Origin of the sequence: Marinovum sp., assembly GCF_048263515.1 — a bacterium.
Classification (GTDB): Bacteria; Pseudomonadota; Alphaproteobacteria; order Rhodobacterales; family Rhodobacteraceae; genus Marinovum.
In genome coordinates this window covers 38,576-61,733 of record NZ_JBLXEC010000023.1, presented here as the reverse complement: position 1 = coordinate 61,733, position 23,158 = coordinate 38,576, and the positions used below count along the sequence as shown (strand labels likewise).

25 protein-coding genes and 1 tRNA gene are annotated in these 23,158 nt (G+C 66.9%); 8 read left to right on the top strand and 18 right to left on the bottom strand.

Annotated features, from left to right (window positions below):
- Positions 1–411 precede the first annotated feature (411 nt).
- The gene (locus ACN0SE_RS17530; protein ID WP_417525825.1) at positions 412–1,263 is read right to left on the bottom strand and encodes an SMP-30/gluconolactonase/LRE family protein; all 852 of its coding nucleotides are present in this window, start codon (positions 1,261–1,263) and stop codon (positions 412–414) included.
- A gap of 167 nt (positions 1,264–1,430) precedes the next feature.
- Between ACN0SE_RS17530 and aroQ the strand changes: the two genes are divergently transcribed.
- Positions 1,431–1,865: a type II 3-dehydroquinate dehydratase gene (aroQ, locus tag ACN0SE_RS17525; protein WP_417525824.1), complete on the top strand. Its 435-nt coding sequence runs from the start codon at positions 1,431–1,433 to the stop codon at positions 1,863–1,865.
- Positions 1,866–1,906: 41 nt separating this feature from the next.
- Here aroQ and ACN0SE_RS17520 read toward each other — a convergent pair whose 3' ends face one another.
- From ACN0SE_RS17520 to ACN0SE_RS17500, 5 genes are all read right to left on the bottom strand, one after another.
- Positions 1,907–2,746 (bottom strand): fumarylacetoacetate hydrolase family protein, encoded by an 840-nt coding sequence (locus ACN0SE_RS17520; RefSeq protein WP_417525823.1) that lies wholly within the window; start codon positions 2,744–2,746, stop codon positions 1,907–1,909.
- Between the two features lie 43 nt (positions 2,747–2,789).
- Positions 2,790–3,470, bottom strand: coding sequence for a GntR family transcriptional regulator (locus tag ACN0SE_RS17515; RefSeq protein ID WP_417525822.1), 681 nt, complete (start codon positions 3,468–3,470; stop codon positions 2,790–2,792).
- A gap of 33 nt (positions 3,471–3,503) precedes the next feature.
- A complete protein-coding gene (locus ACN0SE_RS17510; RefSeq protein WP_417525821.1) occupies positions 3,504–4,238 on the bottom strand; it encodes an SDR family oxidoreductase in 735 nt (244 codons plus the stop codon).
- Between the two features lie 10 nt (positions 4,239–4,248).
- Positions 4,249–6,030: an IlvD/Edd family dehydratase gene (locus tag ACN0SE_RS17505; protein WP_417525820.1), complete on the bottom strand. Its 1,782-nt coding sequence runs from the start codon at positions 6,028–6,030 to the stop codon at positions 4,249–4,251.
- 88 nt (positions 6,031–6,118) lie between these two features.
- Positions 6,119–6,880 carry an SDR family oxidoreductase gene (locus ACN0SE_RS17500; RefSeq protein ID WP_417525819.1) on the bottom strand — a complete coding sequence of 254 codons (762 nt, stop codon included), beginning with the start codon at positions 6,878–6,880 and terminating at the stop codon, positions 6,119–6,121.
- A 308-nt stretch (positions 6,881–7,188) separates the two neighbouring features.
- Here ACN0SE_RS17500 and ACN0SE_RS17495 point away from each other — a divergent pair, with 308 nt between their 5' ends.
- Entirely contained in the window at positions 7,189–8,106 is a 918-nt protein-coding gene (locus tag ACN0SE_RS17495) for a sugar kinase (RefSeq protein WP_417525818.1), read from the top strand.
- Between the two features lie 38 nt (positions 8,107–8,144).
- Here the strand turns inward: ACN0SE_RS17495 and ACN0SE_RS17490 are convergent, their stop codons facing one another.
- The 5 genes from ACN0SE_RS17490 to ACN0SE_RS17470 form a co-directional block, all read right to left on the bottom strand.
- Positions 8,145–9,083 carry a 2-hydroxyacid dehydrogenase gene (locus ACN0SE_RS17490; RefSeq protein WP_417525817.1) on the bottom strand — a complete coding sequence of 313 codons (939 nt, stop codon included), beginning with the start codon at positions 9,081–9,083 and terminating at the stop codon, positions 8,145–8,147.
- A 20-nt stretch (positions 9,084–9,103) separates the two neighbouring features.
- Complete coding sequence (locus tag ACN0SE_RS17485) at positions 9,104–10,207, bottom strand: THUMP domain-containing class I SAM-dependent RNA methyltransferase (RefSeq protein WP_417525816.1); 1,104 nt, start codon at positions 10,205–10,207, stop codon at positions 9,104–9,106.
- A gap of 101 nt (positions 10,208–10,308) precedes the next feature.
- Positions 10,309–10,788, bottom strand: coding sequence for a DUF2948 family protein (locus tag ACN0SE_RS17480; protein WP_417525815.1), 480 nt, complete (start codon positions 10,786–10,788; stop codon positions 10,309–10,311).
- Entirely contained in the window at positions 10,785–12,056 is a 1,272-nt protein-coding gene (murA, locus tag ACN0SE_RS17475; protein ID WP_417525814.1) for a UDP-N-acetylglucosamine 1-carboxyvinyltransferase, read from the bottom strand. Before murA ends, ACN0SE_RS17480 begins: the two co-directional genes overlap by 4 nt.
- A 4-nt stretch (positions 12,057–12,060) precedes the next feature.
- Positions 12,061–12,234 (bottom strand): hypothetical protein, encoded by a 174-nt coding sequence (locus ACN0SE_RS17470; protein WP_417525813.1) that lies wholly within the window; start codon positions 12,232–12,234, stop codon positions 12,061–12,063.
- A 113-nt stretch (positions 12,235–12,347) separates the two neighbouring features.
- Between ACN0SE_RS17470 and ACN0SE_RS17465 the strand changes: the two genes are divergently transcribed.
- A tRNA-Thr gene (locus ACN0SE_RS17465) sits at positions 12,348–12,422 on the top strand.
- A gap of 114 nt (positions 12,423–12,536) precedes the next feature.
- On the opposite strand, the gene kduD is transcribed toward ACN0SE_RS17465, so the two are convergent.
- From kduD to uxaC, 3 genes are read right to left on the bottom strand one after another with little or no spacing between them, the layout of a single operon-like run.
- Complete coding sequence (kduD, locus tag ACN0SE_RS17460; protein ID WP_417525812.1) at positions 12,537–13,283, bottom strand: 2-dehydro-3-deoxy-D-gluconate 5-dehydrogenase KduD; 747 nt, start codon at positions 13,281–13,283, stop codon at positions 12,537–12,539.
- On the bottom strand, positions 13,280–14,101 hold the full coding sequence (gene kduI, locus ACN0SE_RS17455) for a 5-dehydro-4-deoxy-D-glucuronate isomerase (RefSeq protein ID WP_417525811.1): 822 nt from the start codon (positions 14,099–14,101) through the stop codon (positions 13,280–13,282). Before kduI ends, kduD begins: the two co-directional genes overlap by 4 nt.
- Positions 14,102–14,116: 15 nt before the next feature.
- Positions 14,117–15,523, bottom strand: a complete 1,407-nt coding sequence (gene uxaC / locus ACN0SE_RS17450; RefSeq protein WP_417525826.1) for a glucuronate isomerase — start codon at positions 15,521–15,523, stop codon at positions 14,117–14,119.
- Between the two features lie 122 nt (positions 15,524–15,645).
- On the opposite strand from uxaC, the gene ACN0SE_RS17445 reads away from it, so the two are divergent.
- The 5 genes from ACN0SE_RS17445 to ACN0SE_RS17425 all read left to right on the top strand — a co-directional run bounded on the left by ACN0SE_RS17445 (position 15,646) and on the right by ACN0SE_RS17425 (position 19,039).
- On the top strand, positions 15,646–16,266 hold the full coding sequence (locus ACN0SE_RS17445) for a TIGR02466 family protein (protein ID WP_417525810.1): 621 nt from the start codon (positions 15,646–15,648) through the stop codon (positions 16,264–16,266).
- Positions 16,267–16,339: 73 nt separating this feature from the next.
- The gene (locus tag ACN0SE_RS17440) at positions 16,340–16,522 is read left to right on the top strand and encodes a hypothetical protein (protein ID WP_417525809.1); all 183 of its coding nucleotides are present in this window, start codon (positions 16,340–16,342) and stop codon (positions 16,520–16,522) included.
- 84 nt (positions 16,523–16,606) lie between these two features.
- The gene (locus ACN0SE_RS17435) at positions 16,607–17,533 is read left to right on the top strand and encodes a bifunctional riboflavin kinase/FAD synthetase (protein ID WP_417525808.1); all 927 of its coding nucleotides are present in this window, start codon (positions 16,607–16,609) and stop codon (positions 17,531–17,533) included.
- On the top strand, positions 17,530–18,000 hold the full coding sequence (locus ACN0SE_RS17430; protein ID WP_417525807.1) for a YcgN family cysteine cluster protein: 471 nt from the start codon (positions 17,530–17,532) through the stop codon (positions 17,998–18,000). The genes ACN0SE_RS17435 and ACN0SE_RS17430 overlap by 4 nt, the downstream gene beginning before the upstream one ends.
- A 1-nt stretch (position 18,001) precedes the next feature.
- Positions 18,002–19,039 (top strand): threonine aldolase family protein, encoded by a 1,038-nt coding sequence (locus ACN0SE_RS17425; protein ID WP_417525806.1) that lies wholly within the window; start codon positions 18,002–18,004, stop codon positions 19,037–19,039.
- A 566-nt stretch (positions 19,040–19,605) separates the two neighbouring features.
- On the opposite strand, the gene ACN0SE_RS17420 is transcribed toward ACN0SE_RS17425, so the two are convergent.
- From ACN0SE_RS17420 to ACN0SE_RS17405, 4 genes are all read right to left on the bottom strand, one after another.
- Positions 19,606–20,976 carry a glutamate--cysteine ligase gene (locus ACN0SE_RS17420; protein WP_417525805.1) on the bottom strand — a complete coding sequence of 457 codons (1,371 nt, stop codon included), beginning with the start codon at positions 20,974–20,976 and terminating at the stop codon, positions 19,606–19,608.
- Positions 20,977–21,038: 62 nt separating this feature from the next.
- Entirely contained in the window at positions 21,039–21,560 is a 522-nt protein-coding gene (locus ACN0SE_RS17415) for a hypothetical protein (RefSeq protein ID WP_417525804.1), read from the bottom strand.
- The gene (locus tag ACN0SE_RS17410; RefSeq protein ID WP_417525803.1) at positions 21,557–22,408 is read right to left on the bottom strand and encodes a GNAT family N-acetyltransferase; all 852 of its coding nucleotides are present in this window, start codon (positions 22,406–22,408) and stop codon (positions 21,557–21,559) included. The genes ACN0SE_RS17415 and ACN0SE_RS17410 overlap by 4 nt, the downstream gene beginning before the upstream one ends.
- Positions 22,408–23,148 (bottom strand): 16S rRNA (uracil(1498)-N(3))-methyltransferase, encoded by a 741-nt coding sequence (locus ACN0SE_RS17405; RefSeq protein WP_417525802.1) that lies wholly within the window; start codon positions 23,146–23,148, stop codon positions 22,408–22,410. Before ACN0SE_RS17405 ends, ACN0SE_RS17410 begins: the two co-directional genes overlap by 1 nt.
- Positions 23,149–23,158: the final 10 nt, after the last annotated feature.

The window sequence follows — 23,158 nt, the reverse complement described above, 5'->3', positions numbered from 1 at the left end:
AACCAAACCGCCCACATATCTCTTCAGATATTAGCAATGTCAAACAGCGTAGAGACAAAAACCAACCGGATGCGCCCTAACTTCTTGGCGCGCCCGCCCGTCATTCCCTCTGATTTTCTCCACCTCGTCTGCGCCAACTCAGCCTCTCGACCTCGCCGCCGCCCCGTCTGGCGTCCCGTCGTGCGCCTCAGCGCCGCCGGTGAAGGGGCTTTTAGGACTACCCACCCAAACCCGCAAGCGGTTTTTTCCGGATAATCAGAATTTTTGCGAGAAAGACATGAAAGTGGCGCGATAACAGATAGTTAGGTGATGAATTTTTCGGCATATTTCTCGCCACCCGTGCCCTCCCCCACCGGATCAGGCGCCGGAATCGCCGATTTTCACCGGTGATTCCGACTCGTTTGCGGCGATTCAGGCCAAAATCACCTGCGATTCAGCCTGCCCGACCACCCCTGGCAGGGTCGAAAAGGTGCAGCCCTGCGCTGAATCGGGCCCGGACAGCCCCACCGCGGCGCTGGTGACATACATGGTGCGCAGATCGGCGCCGCCGAAGGCCGGACAGGTGGCCTGGAGTCCCGGAACCGCCACCGCACGGTCGAAACTGCCGTCGGGCAGGTAGCGCGCCACCCGGCCCGCGCCCCATTGCGCATTCCAGAGCCCGCCTTCGCTGTCGACCACCGAGCCGTCGGGGTTGAGCCCCTCTTCCCGCAGATCGATCAGCACCTCGGGCGCGCCGTCGGGCCAGCCCTCGGCGTCGAGCGGTTGCACCATGATCTGGTGGGTCCGGGTGTCGGTGTAATAGGCCTGCGTGCCATCCGGCGCGAAACAGATCGAGTTGGAGACGGTGATCCCGGGATAGAGCACCTCGAGCGCGCCTTTGTAGTACCGGTGGATCGCCCCGGCCCCCGGTTCGGCATCGATCCCCATGGTGCCGATCCAGAAGCCGCCGGCGGGATCGGCGCGGCCATCGTTGGAGCGGGTCACCGAATTGTCGGCCTCGAGCGGGGTGATCACCTCGTGATCGCCGCTGGCGATGTCGAAACGCAAAAGCGCGGTCTGGGAGGCCACCATCAGCGTGTCCCGGTCGATCCAGCCCGCGGCCGAGACATATTCGTCGAACTCCCAGGCCAGCGGCGTGTCACCATCGCGGCTGAGCAGCTGCTTCCCGAGGATGTCGAACCAGAAGAGCTGCTGCCGCTCCGGGTGCCAGAGCGGCCCCTCGCCCAGTTCACAGGCCCTGGTGTCATATGTCTGCGTGGTCATTTCCGGCTCTCTTTCCTGTCGTATCGGGGGCCGGGGCAAACCCGGCCTGTCGGTCTGTCGGTTTGATCCCACTCCCCCTGCCCCCTGGTCAAGCAAAGATCAGGTGGTCGTGGAATTCCCGGGCCGCCATCGCTAGACAGGGGAAAACGACAGCTCAGGATGCCCCCATGCAGACGATCTTTGTACTCAACGGCCCCAATCTGAACCTGCTGGGCAAGCGCCAGCCCGAGATCTACGGCTCTGCCACGCTGGAGGATGTCACGGCGCTCTGCGAGGCGGCGGCGAGCGAGGGGTTCGACATCCGGCTGGAACAATCGAACCACGAAGGCCAGATCATCGACTGGATTCACGAGGCGCGGGACAAGGCGGCGGCAATCGTCATCAACCCGGCGGCCTTTACCCATACCTCGGTCGCGATCCTCGATGCGCTGCACACCTTTGAAGGGCCGGTGGTCGAAGTGCATATCTCCAACGTCCACAAGCGCGAGAGCTTTCGCCATCATTCCTATGTGTCGCTTCGCGCCGACGGGGTGATCGCCGGGCTGGGGATCGAAGGTTATGCCGCCGCGGTCCGCTACGTCTGCGGCCAGCTCGGCAAGTAACCGGACAGAAAAAGGGGCGCTCAGCGAGCGCCCCTTTTCATTCACTCGGCGGCCACGGCCTCCTGCCGCTGGCTGCCCAGCCCCTCGACCGTCACTTCCATGACATCGCCGGGCCGCAGGAAGCGCTGCGGCTTCATCCCCATGCCGACGCCGGCCGGGGTGCCGGTGGCGATGATGTCGCCGGGCATCAGCTTCATGAACTGGCTCATGTAGGACACAATCTCGCGCACCGAGAAGATCATGTCAGAGGTGTTCGAGGATTGCACCGTCTCGTTGTTGAGCGACAGGCTCACGTCCAGCGCCTGCGGGTCCGGCACCTCGTCGGCGGTCACCAGCCAGGGGCCGATGGGCGCAAAGGTGGGGGCGGACTTGCCCTTGATCCACTGACCCAGCCGCTCGATCTGGAAGGCCCGCTCGGACACGTCGTTGACGGTGCAATAGCCCGCCACGTAGTCCAGCGCGTCCTCTTCCGAGACGTAGAGCGCCTCGCGGCCGATCACCACGCCCAGTTCGACCTCCCAATCGGCCTTCTCCGAGCCGCGGGGGATGATCACGGGATCGAAGGGGCCCGACAACGCGGAAGTGGCCTTGGAAAACAGCACCGGCTCGCTGGGGGCGTCGAGGCCGGATTCCTTGGCGTGCAGCGCATAGTTCAGACCGACGCAGAAGAAGTTGGGCACCGAGGCGAGGCAGGCGCCGATGCGGCCGGGATTTTCGACCAGCGGCAGGCTTGCCGGGTCGATGTCGCGCAACTCGTCCAGCCGGCCCAGCGCCGCGCCGGAGAGGTCCGGCAGATGCGCGCTCAGGTCACGGACATTGCCATCCGCATCGAGCAGGCCGGTCTTTTCGGCGCCGATCTCGCCATATCGCAGGAGTTTCATCTCACATCATCCTTGTGTCAGGGGTTGAAAGGGGCACCCGCCGTCAGTTCTGGCGGGCCGCCGCGACGGCCGGGGCCGCCTCGGTCGATTGGAAATACTCGGCCACATTGGCCTTGAGCGGCGCGAGATGCGCCGAAAGGCAGCGCTGCGCCGCCTCGGCATCGCGGGCCTCGAGGTGCGTGGCGATCTCGGCATGCATGGTCAGTATGCCGCCGCCCGCCCCCGGTGCCAGCGTCGCCAGGTAACGCGCCCGCCAGAGCCGGGCGAGATAGGCGCCATGGGTCTCGGCCAGCATGGCATTCTGCGACGCCGCCACGATGGCGCGGTGAAATGCCATGTCACGCTCGAAGCGCGCCACCGGGTCAAGCCGGGGAAAGGCTTCGGCCAAATGCCGCTCGATCTGGCGGATCGCGGCAATCTCGGCATCGCTGGCCCGGTCGCAGGCCAGCCGGATCGACAGAAGCTCCAAAGCGGTCAGCACCTCGATGGCATCGCTGACCTCTTCCAGCGTCGGCTGCGCCACGATCGGGCTGCGCGCGGGGCGGAGCGTCACCAGACCTTCCTTGGCCAGAATGCGGATCGCCTCGCGCATGGGCGTGCGGCTGACGCCCATGGCCCGGGCGCTGTCGCGCTCCTTGATGGCGGCACCGGGGGCGAGATCGCCCAGCAGGATGTCGCGCCGCATCCGCGCGGCGATCTGCTCGGCCCGGCTCTCTGCCCCCATCACCCTGCCACCCCCATGCGGCCCGCCTTCCGTTCAGCCGCGGCCGATATAGGGCATGGCGCTGGCCATCACCGTCATGAACTGCACGTTGGCCGCGAGCGGCAGCGTCGCCATGTGCAGCACGGATGAGGCGACATGCGCCACGTCCATCACCGGCTCCACCGCGATCTCGCCATCGGCCTGCGGCACGCCTTTTGTCATCTTCTCGGCCATCTCGGTCAGCGCATTGCCGATGTCGATCTGGCCGCAGGCGATGTTGTAGGGCCGCCCATCGAGCGAGATCGACCGGGTCAGCCCGGTGATCGCGTGTTTCGAGGCGGTATAGGGGGCAGACCCCCAGCGCGGCACATGCGCCGAGACCGAACCATTGTTGATGATCCGGCCGCCCTGCGGGTCCTGCGCCTTCATCCGGGCAAAGGCCGCCCTGGCGCAGAGGAAACTGCCGGTCAGGTTGATGTCGATGCAGCGCTTCCAGTCGGCCACGGGGAATTCGTCAATCACCGCGCCCAGCGCCGAGACGCCGGCGTTGTTGAAGAGCACGTCGATCCGCCCCCAGTCCGCCTGCGCCGCGTCAAAGGCCGCGTCGACCGCGGCCTCGTCCGTCACGTCGCAGGGCAGCGCCAGCAGCCCGTCAAAGCGCGCTGCGAGCGCTTCCAGCGGCTCGGGCCGGCGGCCGATCACGGCGACCTGCCAACCGGCCTCGGCAAAGGTCTCGGCGCAGGCGCGGCCGATGCCGGCGCCACCGCCGGTGATGATGATGGACGGCATGGCAGGCTCCCTAGTGGTTGTCGCGCGGCAGGTCGTGGCGGATCTTCTGATAGGCGGTGGCCAGTTCCAGGCAGCCGCCCTCGGCCAGCTGGCCGACGTGCTTGCGGTAGATCTCCTGCCAGGGGGTCTGGCTTCGGATCTCCGGCGGCTGCCAGGCCTCGCGCCGCGCCTGCCATTCGGCCGCGTCGACCAGCGCCTCCATCCGCGAGGCATCGAGGTCGAGCCGCACCCTGTCGCCGGTCTCGAGCAGCGCAAGACCGCCGCCGACCACCGACTCGGGCGAGGCATTGAGGATCGACGGGCTCTCGGACGTGCCCGATTGTCGGCCATCGCCCACCGTCGGCAGATGCGTCACGCCCTGCTTGATCAGCGCGTCGGGCGGCTGCATGTTCACCACCTCGGCCGAGCCGGGATAGCCGACGCAGCCGACGTTGCGGATAAAGAGGATCGTGCGCTCGTCGATGTCGAGCGAGGCATCGTTGATCCGGTCGTGGTAATCCTCGGGCCCCTCGAAGACCACGGCCCGCGCCTCGAAGATGCCCTCCTGCCCCGGCTCCGACAGGAAGCGGCGGCGGAACTCTTCCGAGATCACGCTGGTCTTCATCAGGGCGGAATCGAACAGGTTGCCCGAGAGCACCTTGAACCCGGCATTCTCGCGCAGCGGCTGGTCGTAGGTGCGGATCACGTCGGTATCGGCGCTTTCCACACCAGCGAGGTTGGCGCCCATGGAATTGCCGGTGGCGGTCATCACCTGGGCATGGATGCGCCCGGCCTTGAGCAGCTCGCCCATCACCGCCGGCACCCCGCCGGCGCGGAAGAAGCTCTCGCCCAGATATTCGCCCGCCGGCTGCATGTTGAGCAGCAGCGGCACGTCGAAACCCACCGTCTCCCAGTCCTTGACGTTCAGTTCGACCCCTGCATGACGCGCGATGGCCTGCAGGTGCGGCGGGGCATTGGTGCTGCCACCGATGGCGGCATTGACGACGATGGCATTCTCGAACGCCTCACGGGTCAGGATGTCTGACGGCTTCAGATCGTCATAGGTCATCCGCACGATATGCTTTCCGGTCTCATAGGCCATCGCCATCCGCTCGCGGAAGGGCGCGGGAATGGCCGAACTGCCGGTCAGGGTCATGCCCAGCGCCTCGGCCATGGCGTTCATCGTGCTCGCGGTGCCCATGGTGTTGCAATGGCCGAGCGACGGCGCAGAGGAACAGACCCGGCTCATGAACTCGTCATAGTCGATCTTGCCCTCGGCCAGGAGACGCCGGCTCTCCCAGACGATGGTGCCCGATCCGGCGCGCTTGCCCTTCCACCAGCCATCGAGCATCGGCCCGCCATTGAGCGCAATCGCCGGCAGGTCGACCGTGGCCGCGCCCATCAGCATCGCCGGTGTGGTCTTGTCGCAGCCGGTGGTCAGCACCACGCCGTCGATCGGATAGCCATGCAGCACCTCGACGAGGCTCAGGTAGGCCAGGTTGCGATCAAGCGCGGCGGTCGGGCGCTTGCCGGTCTCCTGGATCGGATGCACCGGGAATTCCATCGGGATGCCGCCGGCGGCGCGGATGCCGGCCTTGATCCGATCCATCAGGAAGACGTGGATCTTGTTGCAGGGCGCAAGGTCGCTGCCGGTGTTGGCGATACCAATCACCGGCTTGCCGCCCTGAAGCTCCTCTCGGGTGTATTCCTGGTTCTGGTAGCGCTCGATATAAAGCGCGGTCATCCCCGGGTTGTTGGGGTTGTCAAACCATTCCTGCGACCGGAATTGCTTGTTCGCACGTGTGTCGGTCATGACCTGTCTCCAGTCGTGGTGTCGCTTGTGTCCCCAGCCGCATGGCACCCCGCGGCCGTAACGTCAATTCTCTCAGGGCGCGCGCCGCTCACAGGCTCGCGGTGATGCCGCCGTCGACATAGAGCACGTGGCCGTTGACGAAGCTCGCCGCGTCCGACGACAGAAAGACCGCCGCGCCCACCAGTTCCTCGACCCGGCCCCAGCGCCCGGCGGGGGTGCGCGCCGCCAGCCAGTCGCAGAAGGCAGGGTCAGCGGTCAGCGCCGCATTCAGCGGTGTGTCGAAATAGCCCGGCGCGATGGCGTTGCATTTCAGCCCGTGGCGCGCCCAGTCGGTAGCCATGCCCTTGGTCAGGCTGGCAATCGCGCCCTTGCTGGCGGTGTAGGGCGCGATCCCGGGCCGGGCCAGCGCCGATTGCACCGAGGCGACGTTGACGATCCAGCCGCTCTTGCGTTCGATCATGTGCCGTGCGGCGGCCTGACTGACGTAAAAGGCGGCGTTCACATTGGTGCGCATCAGCCGGTCGAAGGCCTCGACCGGGAATTCCTCGAGCGGGCCGCGATGCTGCATGCCGGCGTTGTTGATCAGGATGTCGATGGCGCCAGTGTCGGCCTCGTAGCCGTCGATCGCCGCGCGGGCGGCCTCGGCGTCGGTGACGTCAAAGGCCAGGGTGTCGACCTCGGCGCCCCGCGCGCGCAGGGCCTCGGCCGCGCGCTCCAGCCGCGCCCTGTCGCGGCCGTTGATCACCAGCCGCGCGCCGGCCTCGGCCAGCCCCTGCGCCAAGGCCCGGCCGATGCCCTGCGATGCCCCGGTAACCAGCGCCCGGCGGCCGGTCAGATCGAACAATGACATGATTTCCGTCTCCTCACTGGGGCCTCCCGCCCCGGCCCTTGGCCTCTGCCGGCGAAATGGTATACCAAATCGCGGGAGGTTCAAGCCGCCGCTTCGGGCCCCTGCCCTACACCACCTGACCCAAGGGAAAGACAGTTGCGCAGGGACCTGTACCTTTGGCCCGCCTTGACGTATGAACTGGCATACCAGTTCCGACCCGCCCGCGCGTCGCGGGCCTTTCAGACACATGAGGACGACACCGTGACCACCCCAGATCTCGCGCCCTGCGCAGCACCGACCCCTTTTGCGGCACCGGGAGGGCGGATCTGATGGCCGATTTCCTCGCGCTTGGTGAATGCATGGTCGAGATCGGGCCGCTTGAGAACGGCAAATGCCGCCGCGGCTTTGCCGGCGACACCTTCAACACCGCCTGGTATGCCCGCCGGCTGCTGCCCGCGAGCTGGACCGTGGGCTACGGCTCATGCATCGGCGACGACGCGATCTCGAACGAGATGGCGGCCTACATGGAAAGCCACGGCGTCGACACCAGCGCCATGCGGCGGCTGCCGGACCGGACCGTCGGGCTCTACATGATCTCGGTCGAGGATGGCGAGCGCAGCTTCTCCTACTGGCGCGGCCAGTCGGCAGCGCGGGCGATGGCCGAAGACCCCACATGGCTGGAAGAGATCACCAAGGACCGCGACATCCTCCACTTCTCGGGCATCACCCTGGCGATCCTGCCGCCGGAACAACGCCAGACCTTCTGCGACGTGCTGACCAAGGCGCGCAAGGCCGGCGCGCAGGTGGCCTTTGACACCAACCTGCGGCCCAAGCTCTGGGGCTCCGAGGACGCCATGCGCGAGGGGCTCACTTTGGGCGCTTCGGTGGCCGATGTGGTGCTGCCGTCGTTCGACGAGGAAACCGCGCTCTTCGGGGATGCCACGCCCGAGGACACGGTGAAACGCTACCGCGACGGCGGCGCGCGGCTGATCGCGGTCAAGGATGGCGGCGGGCCGCTGACGCTCTGGACCGAAGAGACCGGCATCGTCACCCTGCAGCCGCAGAAGGTCTCGCCGGTGGACACCACCGCCGCCGGCGACAGCTTTGCCGCCGGGCTTCTGGCCTCGCTGGCCACCGGTCATGACCTCGAAGCCGCCGCCACCCGCGCCATGGCGCTGGCGGGTCAGGTGATCCAGGCCCCCGGCGCGCTGGTGCCGGAAATCTTCGACAGCGGCAAGTTCGCATGAAAGCTCACGGCGGCCATTGAGGCCGCCGCGACCTTGCCTCAGTTGACCGGCGTCAGCAGATCGGCGCCGGTGAGAAAGGCCTGAAGGTTGTCGCGCTGCAGCGCTGCCATGGCGGCGCGGGTCTCGACCGTGGCCGAGCCGACGTGCGGCTGGATCACCACGTTGGGCAGATCGAAGAACCGCGGATCGATATCAGGCTCGTTCACGAAGACATCGAGCCCCGCCCCGGCCAGTTCGCCCGCCTCCAGAGCATCCAGCATCGCTGCCTCGTCCACCGTAGACCCGCGCGAGATATTGACGATCACGCCACGCGACCCCAGCGCCGCGATCACCTCTTTCGAGACATAGCCTTCGGTTTCCGGCCCGCCGACCAGCGCGACGAAGAGCACATCCACCGCCGCGGCCAGATCCACCGGATCGGCGTGATAGGTCCAGCCCGGGGTCTCCTTCTCCGACCGCGAATGGTAGTGCACCTCGCATTTGAAGGCCGCCAGCCGATCGGCGATCTCGCGCCCGATCCGGCCGAGGCCCACCACCCCCACCTTGCCACCGCTGAGCTTGCGCGCGAGACCGTAGGTCCCGCCGCTGGCCCAGTTGCCGGCGCGGGTCCAGGTGGCGGCCTGCTCCAGCTCGCGCCCCTGCATCAGCCAGAGCGCAATGGCCAGATCGGCCACATCGTCGTTAAGCACATCGGGGGTGTTGGTCACCTTGATGCCGCGGGCGCTGGCGGTCCTTGTGTCGATGGCATCATAGCCGACACCGTAGTTCGCGATCAGGCCGAGGGTCGGCAGCAGGTCCATCTGTTCGGCGCCAAAGCCGTGATGCCCCTTGTAGCCGACCGCCGTGACCGTTTCGCGAACCTCCTGCGGCAGGCCAGCGACTTCGTCTTCGCGCGCCAGCACAAGGCAGTCGAACTGCGCCTCGAGCGCCTTGCGCTCTGCGTCGTTGTAATTGCCGATGGCGAGAATCTTGCTCATGAGAATGTCTCCGTGGAAAATCAGCCGACAATGCGGCCTTGGTACAGACGGACGCGGATGCCGCCGTGATCGATCACCGGGCCGGGATCGGTCTTGATGCCCATGGCGCGGGCCAGCCCGGCTTCGCTGGTGACGACGCCGACGCGCCAGCCGGCAAAGCGCTCTTTCAGCACCGTGCCGAAGCTGCCGTAAAGCCCGTAAAGCAGCTTCTTGTTGCCGATCCTGCCGCCATAAGGCGGGTTGGCGATGACCAGACCCTTGGGCCCGTCCGGCGGGGTCAGGTCGCTGATCGCGTGATGGGTAAAGACAGTGATGTCCTCGACCCCGGCGCGCAGGGCGTTTTCGCGGGCATTGGCAATCGCGCCTTCATTGCGGTCGGAGCCGTGGAATGTCAGCGCGGTCGCCTGCGAGCTCTGCGCGGCGCGCAGCGCCTCCCAAGCCTCGGCGTCGAAGCTGGCCAGCCGTTCGAAGGCAAAGCTGCGGCCGCGCCCGGGGGCGAGGCCCATGGCCATTTCCGCCGCCTCGATCACGAAGGTGCCGGAGCCGCACATCGGGTCGACCACCGGCATCCTGCCGTCATAACCAGCCGACCGCAGGAACAGCGCCGCCAGCGTCTCGCGCATCGGGGCCTTGCCGGTGCCGGTCTTGAAGCCGCGCTTGTGCAGCAGCTCGCCAGAGGTATCGACGCTGAAGGTGCAGAGATCGTCCTCGATCCGCACCCGCAGCACCAGCGCGGCCTCGGGGCTCAGCGGAATGCCCGCCGCCTCGAGCGCGCCTTCGACCCGCTGGGTGGCGGCCTTGGCATGATAGATCTTGGACTTGCGGCAGGTCGCCTCGACCTTGACCGGCATGTCGCGGCGCAGCACCGCCGGCCAGTCGATCTTGCGCGCCCGCTTGTCGAGCTGCGCCAGATGCATGGCGCGGAATTCACCGATCCGTGCCAGCACCCGGCTGGCGCCGCGCAGCACCAGATTGGCGCGCCAGACCTCGGGCCAGCCGCCGCGCAGGGTGACCCCGCCGGGGGTGCAAGCGGGCGCGGCAAAGCCCGCCTCGCGGGCCTCGTCGCGCAACATGGGCTCGAGCCCCGGCGGGCAGGCGAGGAAGATCTCGAAATCGTCGGGCATTGCGGCTCCGCCCGGGCTGGTGCGCGGGAATTGGGCGGGGCGGTCGGGGACTTGGGCCCCCGGACCCCGGAGTTTACCTGGCTGTGGGACGCTGACGCGCCTTACTCGGGGTGCTTCGGCACCTTGCGCGAGGGCGCGACATAGGGCCGGGTGACATCCTTGAGCGTGACCTCCAGCGCCTCGACCTCGAGCCGGAGCGCGCCATCACCGGCCAGCGTCAATAGCACCTCGCCCATGCCGTCCTCGCCGGGGGTAAAGGTGACGGCGAGCAGCGACAGGATCAGGTCCTTGTCGCTGCGGTCGATGCCCTGGCTCGAAACCTTGAGCACATTGTCGATCACCAAGAGCGTCTGCACCCGCTCGGGCGTGCGCTTGTGACGCTCGGCGGCGGGCAGGTCCTCCCAGCGGAAACGGTTGAGCAGCAGGGCAAAGCGGCGCGCCCGCGCCTGCCAGCGCATCTCGGTGATCGGAAAGACCGCATCCTGCGACAGCGCCGACAGCACCTGCAGGTCCTCGAGGTCAAGCGCCGCGAGATAAAGCGGTGTCTCGCGGCCTTCTTCGAATGTGGCGTCGCGGCTCATTCTTCCTTTACCCGCTCGATTTTGGCCCCCACGCTGCGCAGCTTGCTGACCACGTTCTCGTACCCTCGATCAAGGTGGTAGACGCGGCTGACCCGGGTCTCGCCCTCGGCCGCCAGCCCGGCCAGGATCAGCGACACCGAGGCGCGCAGATCGGTGGCCATCACCGGCGCGCCCTTGAGCCGCTCGACCCCGTGCACCTTGGCCTGGCCGCCGTGCACCTCGATCTCGGCGCCCATGCGGCTTAGCTCGGGCGCATGCATGAACCTGTTCTCGAAGATCGTCTCGTCAAGTGTCGCGGTGCCCTCGGCGGTGCACATCAGGGCCATCATCTGGGCCTGCAGGTCGGTGGGGAAACCGGGGAAGACCTCGGTCTTGACGTCCACCGCCCGGACCCGGCCATTGCGGCGCGCGACCTTGAGGCCCTTGTCGGTCTCTTCCACCGAGATGCCCGCGGCGTCCAGCTTTTCGGCAAAGGCCTGCACCAGTTCCAGCTTGCCGCCGAGGCATTCGACCTCGCCACCTGCAATCGCCGGGGCGATCATGTAGGTGCCCAGCTCGATCCGGTCGGTCACCACCGGGTGGGTGGCGCCGTGCAGCCGGTCGACACCCTGGATGGTGATGGTATCGGTGCCTTCACCGTCGATCTGCGCGCCCATCTTCTGCAGGCAGCGCACCAGGTCGACGATCTCGGGCTCGCGCGCGGCGTTCTTGAGCACCGAAGTGCCCTTGGCCAGCGTCGCCGCCATCACGAAGTTCTCGGTCGCACCGACCGAGGCAAAGCGCAGCTCGTGCACTGCACCCTTGAGCCCGCCGCCCTTGGCCTTGGCATGCAGGTAGCCGTCCTTCAGCTCGATCTCGGCGCCCAGCGCCTCGAGCGCGGTGATGTGCAGGTCCATCGGCCGGGCACCGATGGCGCAACCGCCGGGCAGCGAGACTATCGCCTGCCCCAGCCGCGCCAGCATCGGGCCGAGTACGAGGTTCGAGGCGCGCATCTTGCGCACGATGTCGTAATGCGCGGTGTGATTGTCGAGATCGTGGCTCGACATGGCGATCACCTGACCGTCCTGCAACTGCGACACCTCGGCGCCTAGCGACTGCAGCAGCGTGGTCATCGTCTTGATGTCAGACAGCCGCGGCGCATTGGTCAGGGTGAGCGGTTCTTCGCTCAACAGCGTCGCCGGCATCAGCGTCAGGCAGGCATTCTTGGCGCCGGCAATGGGGATCTGCCCCTTCAACGGGCCGTTGCCCGTCACGATAATCGAATCCATGCCTCTATCCGTCCTTTTTATTGGTCTTGTCGTCTGAAACGTCGTCCTGCGCCGCCCTGGCCCGGGCCTGCGCCTTTCTGCGCCCCAGATTCGCTTTCAATGCCGCCTTGAGCCGCGCATCGCGGTCGTCTGGGCGGGGCTTTTTGCCGGGTGTTTTGGTGTCGCTATCACGGGTCATGGCCCCGTGGTATCGCAAGTGCAAAAAAGGGTCCAGATTGCCCTTGCACTGCTGCGCGTTTGCGTCTAATCACCCGCCACACCAGCCGAGGCGCTTCGCCAAGGCACACCGGCGCTGCTGTAGCTCAGAGGTAGAGCACTCCCTTGGTAAGGGAGAGGTCGAGAGTTCAATTCTCTCCAGCAGCACCATTTACCACCCCGAAAATGATGTGACAGCGCCCTCCCCGGCGCGCATGCGCAGGACACGACTTTGCCCTCCGGCGCTTTCGCGCGGAGGACAGGTGTTTTCGTGGTGAGAGGCGCTTAGCGCGCCAGCCAGCCGCCGTCGACGTTCAACACTGCACCGGTGACGTAGTTCGACGCCGGCATGCAGAGGAACGCCACGGCGCCCGCGATATCCGCCGGATCGCCCCAACGGCCCGCCGGGATGCGCCCGAGGATCTCGGCCGAGCGCTTGGGGTCTTCGCGCAGGGCGGCGGTGTTGTTGGTGGCGATATAGCCCGGCGCCACGGCGTTGACGTTGATGTTGTGCGCCGACCATTCGTTGGCCAGCAGCTTGGTCAGCCCCACTACCCCGTGCTTCGAGGCGGTATAGGCCGGCACGCGGATGCCGCCCTGAAAGCTCAGCAGCGACGCGATGTTGACGATCCGCCCGCCCTGCCCCCGCGCGATGGCCGCCTTGCCGAAGGCCTGGCACATCAGGAAGACCGCCTTGAGGTTCACGTCCATCACGTCGTCCCAGTCGGCCTCGGTATAGTCCACCGAATCTGCGCGGCGGATGATGCCGGCGTTGTTGACCAGAATATCCAGCGCGCCCGCCTCGCCCAGCCGCGCGGCGGCGGCGGTGACGTCGGACAGATCAAGCGTCATCTCCTCGCCCGAGCCGCCGGCGTCGGCAATCATCGACACCGTCTCGTCGCAGGACGACCGACCGGCGGCCACCACATGGGCGCCCGCCTCGGCAAGTCCCAAGGCAATCGCCTGGCCGATGCCGGTATTGGCCCCGGTGACCAGCGCGCGTTTGCCGAAGAGCGTGAAGGCGCCGCTCATCGCAGGTCCTCCATCGGGATCATGTCCATGTCGGTGAAATCGACGTTGTCGCCGGCCATCGCCCAGCAGAAGGTGTAGGATGCCGTGCCAGCGCCGCAGTGGATCGACCAGGGCGGAGAGATCACCGCCTCTTCGTTGCTCATGACGATATGCCGGGTCTCGTCAGGCGTGCCCATGAAGTGGAAGATCCGCGCGTCCTGCGGCACGTCGAAATAAAGGTAGGCCTCCATCCGCCGATCATGGGTATGGGCCGGCATGGTGTTCCAGACCGAGCCGGGGGCGAACTGGGTATAGCCCATCAGCAGCTGGCAGCTGTCGCAAACCTCGGGGTGCAGGAACTGGATGATCACCCGCTCGTTGGCGGTCTGGCGCGCGCCCATCTCGACGCGGCGGGCATCTTCCAGGCGGATCAGCTTGGTCGGGCAGCTGCGGTGTGCCGGCGCCGAGAGCACGTAGAACCGCCCGCCGCTGAAAGTGACCCCGCCCGCGCCCATGCCGATGTAGAGCACCTCTCCACGGCCCAGATTATAGCTTTCGCCACCGACGCTGACTTCGCCGCTGTTGCCGAGGTTCAGAATGCCCATCTCGCGCCGGTCGAGAAAGGACGGCGTGCCGGTCTCGGGCACATGATCGAGCGTCAGCGCTTCGCCTTCGGGCACCACCGAGCCGAGGATCAGCCGGTCGTAATGCGAATAGACCAGCTTGATCTCGCCGTCGGCAAACAGCCCGCCGACATGGAAATGCTCGCGCAGCTTGTCTGTGTCAAAGCCCTTGGCGGTCTCGGGATCGATGGCATAGCGGGTTTCGGCGGAAGTCATGATCGTCCTTTCAGATCAGAGATTGTAGGCGTCCTTGGCCAGGCGATAGGTCAGGTCGTGGGCCAGTTCGAAGGCCTCGGCCTCGCGCAGCCGGCCGGTGCCGACCAGCCCGGCCAGGTAGGCACAGTCCGAGCGGCGGGCGACGTCGTGGCGCGCCGGGATCGAACAGAAGGCCCGGGTGTCGTCGTTGAAACCGGCGGTGTTGTAGAAGCCGCAGGTCTCGGTGGTGGCCTCGCGGAAGCGCTTGATGCCTTCGTAGCTGTCGAAGAACCACCAGGGCGGCCCCAGCCGCAGCGCCGGATAGGCGCCGGCCAGCGGCGCCAGTTCGCGGCCATAGGCGGTCTCGTCGAGGGTGAAGAGGATGATGGTGAGGTCGGGCTCCATGCCCACGGCATCCAGCAGCGGCTTGAGCGCTGCGACGTAATCGGTGCGGCCGGGGATGTCGAAGCCCTTGTCGCGGCCGTACTGGGCGAAGATCCCGGCGCTGTGGTTGCGGCGGCTGCCGGGGTGGATCTGCATCACCAGCCCGTCCTCGAGGCTCATCCGCGCCATCTCGGTCAGCATCTGGCCACGGAAGGTTTCGGCCTCCTGCGCCGTGGCCTCACCGCGCGACACCTTGTCAAACAGCGCCTCGGCCTCGGCGGGCGCGAGATCGGCGGTCTGCGCCGAGGGGTGGCCGTGGTCCGAGGCGGTGGCGCCCTGCGCCTTGAAATAGCCCCGGCGCGCCCGGTGCGCAGCGAGATAGCCGGCCCAGGTGCCGGTGTCCTCGCCGGTCATTTCGCCCAGCGCCACGAGGTTGTCGGCAAAGCCCTCGAACTCGGGATCGACCACCGCGTCGGGGCGATAGGTGGTGACGATCCGGTCCTGCCAGCCGCTCTCGGCGATCATCCTGTGCCAGCGCAGATCGTCCAGCGCGCCTTCGGTCGTCGCCAGCGCCTCGATATTGAACCGCTCGAAAAGCGCGCGGGGCAGGAACTCGGGCTCGCCCAGCCGCGCCTCGATATGATCGTAATAGAGGTCGGCGGTCTCACTGCTCAGCGGCACGTCGAGGCCGAAGACATGCTCGAATGAATGATCCAGCCACATCGACGACGGCGTGCCGCGAAACAGGTGGAAATTCTCGGCAAACCGCCGCCAGATACGGCGCGGGTCGGTCTCGACCGGGCCACCGTCGGTGCGCGGCACCCCCAGATCGCTCAGCGTCACGCCCTGGCTCACCAGCATCCGGAAGACATAGTGATCGGGCACCACGAAGAGCTCGGCCGGATTGGGAAAGCGGGTGTTCTCGGCAAACCAGCGCGGGTCGCAATGGCCATGCGGGCTGATGATCGGCAGATCCTTGACGCTGCCGTAAAGCGCGCGGCAAAGCCCCCGCAGGCTGTCGTTGACCGGAAACAGACGATCGGGATCGTTCAGGGACATGGGCAGGACCTCGGCTGGGGGCATTCTCAACCTGATATTCTAGACTCCCAGTTGTGTCAAACCTGCGACGGCGCGCGCTCAAACCTCTCGCATCCCGGCGCGACACGCGCTAATCGGAGGGCATGGCACATATCCGATCGCTCTTCGTCACCCGCCTCTATCGCGCCGCCCTGTCAGAGCAGGACCCGGCCATCGACGCCGGCCAACTGGAAGCCTCCTGTCTCTCGATTGCCGAGGATGACGAGGCCGGTCAGGAATGGTGCGAGGCCAATGATTATCCCGGCTACACCTCCTATGCCTCGCTCAGCGACCTGCCCTGGCGGTTTCCGATCTTTGCCGATCTGGTGACATCGCTGGATGCCCATGTGGCGGCCTTTGCCGAGGATCTGGAATTCAACCTCGACGAACGCCAGCTCAAGCTCGAGGACCTCTGGATCAACATCCTACCCGAGGGCGGTTTCCATTCGTCGCACCTGCACCCGCATTCGGTGATTTCCGGCACGACCTATGTCTCGATGCCCGAGGGCGCCAGCGCGCTCAAGCTCGAGGATCCGCGCTCGGCCCGGATGATGGCGGCCCCGCCCCGGCGCAAGGAAGCGCGCGAGGACTTGCGCACCTTTGTCTACGAATCGCCCGAGGTCGGCGAAGTTCTGCTCTGGGAGAGCTGGCTGCGCCATGAAGTGCCGATGAACACCTCGGAAGATCACAGGATTTCCATCAGCTTCAATTACAATTGGAGCTGATCGTCGCAAACTCGCCGAAATGTGGTATTCTGCCCTCCCTCACCTGAGTCTGTACGGTATCTGGAGGTAACCCATGGACGCCATTCAAGTCACCGACTACGCCAGCCGCCTTGTGTCCGCACATGGCGCCAAGGCCATTCTCGAAGTGTCCGAAAAGATGCGTGAGTGCGAGGCCCGCGGCAAGCTCGACGAAGCCAGGGACTGGGCGCGCGTGCGCGAAACCATTCACCGGATGCGCGGCCCGCGCCAGAAATAGGCGCCGCGTCCTGACGCTTTGGCCAGAGGCGGCGGGCCCACGCCGCCTCTTGTCAGCGGGAAGCCGCGAGGCTACCCCTGCGCCATGCGTATCATCCGCGACTATCAGTTCACCCAGCCGCCCGATCGGGGCGCCAGCGTTGCCATCGGCAACTTCGACGGCGTGCACCGTGGCCACCTGTCGGTGATCGACCTTGCCCGCCGGCCCGATGCGCCGCTGGGCATTCTCACCTTCGAGCCGCACCCGCGCGAATTCTTTGCCCCCGAGGCGCCGCCCTTTCGGCTGATGTCGCCCGAGGCCCGCGCCGCGCGACTGGCCAAGCTGGGAGTCGACGTGCTCTACGAGCTGAACTTCAACCACGCCCTTGCCGGGCTGACGCCCGAGGAATTCTGCGCCCGCGTGCTGCGCGACGGGCTGGGGTTGAGCCATGTGGTGGTGGGCGCGGATTTCTGCTTCGGCAAGGCCCGCGCCGGCAACGCCCAGGACCTCGTGCGGTTCGGTCGCGAGATGGGCTTTGACGTCACCATCGCGCCGCTGCTGCAGGAAGGCACGGCGCAGGTCTCGTCCACCGCGATCCGTCAGGCGCTGTCCGATGGCAAGCCCGAGCTGGCCGCCGAGATGCTGGGCCATTGGCACCGCATCGCCGGCCCCGTGGTGGGTGGCGAGCAGCGCGGGCGGACCCTGGGCTTTCCCACCGCCAACATGGACCTGACCGGGCTGCACCTGCCGGCCTTCGGCGTCTACGCCGTGCTGGTCGATGTCACCGACGGGCCGCACAAGGGCAGCTATCGCGGCGCCGCTTCGCTGGGCGTGCGGCCGCAATACGGCGGCGAGGTGCCCAACCTCGAGACCTTCATCTTCGATTTCTCCGGCGATCTCTACGGCGCGCATCTCTCGGTCGGGCTGGTGTCCTACCTGCGCCCCGAGGCGACCTTTGACAGCCAGGAGGCGTTTGTCGCCCAGATGCAGGCCGACTGCGACCGCGCCCGCGAGATATTGGCCAGGGCATGAGTGATCCGATCGACCGCAAGGGGCTGCCTCCCCGGTTCTGGGAGACCAAGCCACTGAAGAAGCTCAGCCCGCAAGAGTGGGAGGCGCTTTGTGACGGCTGCGGCAAGTGCTGCCTCAACAAGCTCGAGGACGAGGACACCGGCGAGGTCGAGCTGACCTGTGTCGCCTGCCGGCTGTTCGACGACAGCACCTGCCGCTGTTCGCAATACGAGATCCGCCACCAGTTCGTGCCGGAATGCATCGTGCTGACGCCCGAGAACATCGACACCCACGCCTACTGGATGCCGCAGACCTGCGCCTATCGGCTGCTGTGGCGCGGCAAGCCCCTGCCCGAGTGGCACCCGCTGCTGACCGGCACGCCCGAGAGCGTTCATGCCGCCGGCGTCTCGATGCAGGGCCGGACGGTGCCGGAATTCGAGATCGACGAAGACGATTGGGAAGACCACATCATCGAGGAGCCCACCTGAGATGTTTTTCGCCTCGGACAACACCGGCCCCGTGCATCCCCGGGTGATGGAGGCGCTCATGCGCGCCAACACCGGACATGTGCCGTCATATGGCACCGACGATCTGACCCGGGCGGCCGAGGCGCGTATCCGCGAGGTCTTCGAGGCGCCCGAGGCCGCCGTCTATCTGGTGGCCACCGGCACCACGGCCAACGCGCTGGCGCTGGCCTGTCTCACCAACCCCTGGGACACGGTGTTCTGCACGCCTGAGGCGCATGTGCAGGTGGATGAATGCAACGCGCCGGAGTTCTACACCGGCGGCGCCAAGCTCTCGCTTGTGGGCGCGGCCGACAAGATGACGCCCGAGGCGCTGGAGGCGGCCCTCACACACCACGGCTCCGGCGATGTTCATATCGCGCAGTCCGGGCCGGTGAGCCTGACCCAGGTGACCGAGAACGGTCGTTTGTATGCGCTGGACGAGCTGCGCGCGCTTTGTGATGTGGCGCAGCGGCACGGCAGCGCGGTGCATCTCGACGGTGCGCGGTTTGCCAATGCAATCGCCGCGCTGGGTTGTACGCCGGCCGAGATGACCTGGAAGCTTGGTGTCGACGCGGTGAGCTTTGGCGGCACCAAGAACGGTTTGATGGGGGTCGAGGCGGTGGTGCTCTTCGATCCCGCCAGGGCGCGCGAGTTCGAGCTGCGACGCAAGCGCGGGGCGCATCTGTTCTCCAAGCATCGCTACCTCGCGGCGCAGATGCTGGCCTATCTCGAAGAGGGTCTGTGGCTGGAGATGGCCGCGCAGGCCAACGCCCATGGCGCGCGGCTGGCGGAGGGGTTGCGCAGCTGTGCCGAGGTGGCGTTCCTCTACGAGCCGCAGGCCAACATGATCTTCGCTACCCTGCCGCGCCGGTTGCACCGCAAGCTGCAGGCGGCCGGGGCGCAGTACACGCTGTTCGGGACGCTCGAGGGTGACGCGGATGAACCGGTGCGCGCGCGGTTTGTCTGTGATTGGTCGGTGACAGGGGAGCAGATTGACGACTTCCTGCGGGTGTTGGCGTGAGGCCGGGGGCGTGCTTTTGCCTTCCCCTATGGTCTGAAGCCCCAGCGCGTTAACAGCGGCCACAGGACCCGTCAGCCGGTATCACACCACCAATCCCCGGGTTCATCGCGCTAAGCGCGTTAACAGCGGCTGCAAGCCGCCGCGCATCGCCGGGCCGCCCCCCGGCGCGGCGATTTGGCTACCACCAGCGCGCCGATCTGATGTCTTCCGAACTTGGCTGAGATAAAGCGCAGGCGAACCCACCTCGGTTTGCCGCACCGCGGCCCGTCGATCCGCGGCTCACACCGGAAGCCAACTGACACACATTTCCAGGGCTTCACACAGTCGCACCACTGGTTATTGGGCCTAGCGCGTTAACAGCGGCCGCAGGCCGCCGCGCATCGCCGGGCCGCCCCCCGGCGCGGCGATTTGGCTACCACCAGCGCGCCGATCTGATGTCTTCCGGACTTGGCGGGGATAAAGCGCTGCCGAACCCACCTCGGTTCGCCGCACCGCGGCCCGTCGCTCCGCGGCTCACGTCCCGGACTTGATCCGGGACCTCGCCCCAAGCCTGGCTCGCCCCAAGCCTAGTAGGAATGCGCCGCGTAGATCCGCGTCAGGTCACCGCCCCATTCGGCGTCATACGCCTCGAGCAGCTCATCCGCCGGCACCTTGCCGCTCTCCACACTCTCGCGTAGGGCGTTCAGGAAATGCGTCTCGTCAGGCACCAGCCCGCCGGAGCCCGGCCGCGCCCGGGCCGTCAGACCGGCCTCGGAAATCGCCAGAACCTCGCGCGCCAGGTCGTGCATCTTCACACCTCCGGCCTCGGCCTGCAGCCCGTCGACCGAGGCCGCCACCCGCAGCCCTTCGCGGGTCTCGGCATCCCAGCCCTTGACCAGATCACAGGCCGCATCCAGCGCCCCCTGGTCATAGGTCAGACCGACCCAGAAGGCCGGCAGGGCGCAGAGCCTGCGCCAAGGGCCGCCATCGGCGCCGCGCATCTCGATGAACTTCTTGACCCGCGCTTCGGGGAAAAGCGTGGTCAGATGGTCGGCCCAATCGCTCATCAACGGCTTCTCGCCGGGCAGCGCCGGCAGCTCGCCCTTGAGGAAATCGCGGAACGACTGGCCCAGCGCGTCGATATACTGGCCGTCGCGGTAGACAAAATACATCGGCACATCGAGCGCATATTGCACCCAGCGCTCGAAGCCGAAGCCCTCGTCGAACACGAAGGGCACCATGCCGGTGCGCGCATCGTCGAGATCGCGCCAGATCCGCGAACGCCAGGACTTGTGACCGTTCTTCTTGCCCTCGAAGAAGGGCGAATTGGCGAAAAGCGCGGTCGCCACCGGCTGCAGGGCAATCGCCACGCGCATCTTCTGCACCATGTCGGCCTCTGACCCGAAGTCGAGGTTCACCTGCACCGTGCAGGTCCGCCGCATCATCGACCGGCCCATGGTGCCGACCTTGCCCATGTAGGCATCCATCAGCTTGTAGCGCCCCTTGGGCATGAGCGGCATCTGCTCATGCTCCCAGATCGGCGCGGCACCCAGACCGATGAAGCCGACACCGATCTCGTCGGCGATATCCTTGACCTCGCGCAGGTGGATGTTCACCTCGTCGCAGGTCTGGTGAATGGTCTCCATCGGCGCGCCGGACAGCTCCAGCGCCCCGCCGGGCTCGAGGCTGACGTTGGCGCCGTCCTTCTCCAGCCCGATCAGCTTGCCGCCCTCGGTCACCGGCGCCCAGCCATGGCGGTCGCGCAGGCCCGACAGCACCGCCTCGATCGAGCGCGCACCCTCGTAGGGCAGCGGTTTGAGCGTGTCCTTGCAATATCCGAACTTCTCGTGCTCGGTGCCGATGCGCCAGTTTTCCTTGGGCTTGCAGCCCTCGGCAAGGTATTCGGCCAGCTGCTCGGGGCGTTCGATCACACCGCCGCCGGATTGAGGAATGGACATGGGCGCAGCTCCGATTGTGGCCTTCAAGGGTGTGCAAGGGATGGGCGGAAACGCCCGGTCTGTCAATGCAGGGCGGGTGTGCGCGACGGGCGCTGCCAGATCACGCTCTCGCTCGAGGTGTCGCTGCGCAGCTCGCGCAGCATATACTCGGTGCGCAGCCCCGGCAGGGTGGTAAAGGCGTCGAACAGCTCATCGGCGCCCTTGGCAGTGACGGGAATGTGAAGCGGGTCCTGCCCCGGCTGGCTCAGCACCCAATGCGCCGGATGCATCCGCCGGTCGAGGCTGAGCCGGCTGAGATCGGCGATATCCACCGCGCCGCCGGTGAGCGGGCCGAAATAGCCGACGCGGCCCTCGACGATCTGCACCACCCCGGGCCCGTCAGAGCCATCGCGAAAGCGCGCCCGTTGCAGGCCGAGGACCAGCAATGCGGCGCCCATCAGCGCCACGGCGTAGCCCAGCCAGTTGATCATCCAGCCGATGGCGCCAAAGCCCCACCAGAGCCCCAGCGCTAAGAGCAGCGCCCCGGCCAGCACCTCGCGCCAGCGCCAGAGCGCAGCGCGCGCCTGCGGGCGGACAAAGCTCATACCGTGCCCCCCAGCGTGACGCTGTCTTTCAACATGGCGACCCGGTAATCGCCAAGCCGACCAAAGCCGATACGCTCGTAAGCCTTGGCGGCCTTGTCCGAGGCGGCAAAGAGGATCGCGCGGTCGATCCCGCTGGCCTGCAGATCGCGCAATTGCCGCGCGACGATGCGCCCGGCCCGGCCCGCACCGCGCAACTCCGGCGGCACGAAGACGCCTCCCACCTGCGCCGCGTCGCCGGCGCGCGCGTTGATCGCACTCATTGCGACGGGCTTTTCCGCCTCGATCATGAGCACGAACCTGTCGCTGCCGATGGCGGCGTCGGCGCGCGCCCTGCCATCGGCAATCGCGGCTTCGCCCGCAACCAGCCCGGTCTCCAGCCCCAGCGCCGTGAACCATCCCTCCAGCAGCCGACGATCCGCCTCTTCGGCCCGGCGCAGGACCACCGCATCTTCGTCGGGCAGCGCTGCGCAGCGCACACCATAAAGCGGCTGCGTGTCCGAGAATTGCCAGCGCTCTCTCGGGATCGCCAGCGCCTCCAGCACCGCCAGCACCTGCTCCGACGCCCCCGTCATGCCGCGCACGGAGCTGCCGCTCAGGGCCTGCACGAATGCCCGGGCTTCGCGCTCGGACACCCGCGGCATCTGGCACATCAGGAACCCGCCGCGCGTGACACCAAAGACGCCCGTGATCTCGTCACCGCGATGGCACAGGAAGTACCGCGTCGCGTGATCGTGATCGGAGCCCAGCCCATGCGCCTCGAGGTTGCCGAGCAGGAACATCGATGTCTCGATATGCTGCTGCAGAAAGGCCCGCAGGGCGGGAACGTCGCGCGCAACGGCCTCCCGCATCATTGCCAATCCCCCAGCACCGCCTGCCAGAGCGTCAGCGCCGCCACCGCCGCCGTCTCGGCGCGCAGGATGCGCGGACCGAGCGCCACCGGGTGGGTGAAGTCGAAGCCATGGAGCCGCGCCCGTTCGGCCTCGGAGAACCCGCCCTCGGGGCCGATCAGGATGGCCCAGGGACCGCGGCCTGCCTCTTGCAGCGCGAGGAGGCCCGCAAGGGCCGAAGAGCCCCCTGCCTGCGCCTCGTCGCAGAACAGCAGGTGGCGCTCGGCGGGCCAGTGGTCCAGCAGGCGCGAGAGCTTCTGGATCTCGGCCACCTCGGGCACGAAAGTCGCGCCGCATTGCTCGGCGGCCTCGATGGCATGCGCCCGCTGCTTGTCGGCGCGGATGCGCTCGGAATTGGTGAAGTCGCTCTGCACCGGCACCAGCCGCCGCACCCCCATCTCCACCGCCTTTTCGACGATGAAATCGGTGCGCGCTTTCTTGACCGGGGCAAAGACCAGCCAGAGGTCGGGCGGTGCCGCCTGCGGCTTGCTCTGCTCCTGACAGACCAGCAGCCCGCCACGCTTGCCGGCCTGGGCCACCTCGCAGCGCCATTCGCCGTCGCGGCCGTTGAACAGCAAAAGCTCCGCCCCCGCCTCGAGCCGCATCACCCCGAAGAGGTAATGCGCCTGCGGACGTTCCAGAGGAATGGTTTGCCCCTGCCCCAACGGGTGATCTACATACAGCCTGACCGTGCCACTCATGGGATGACAG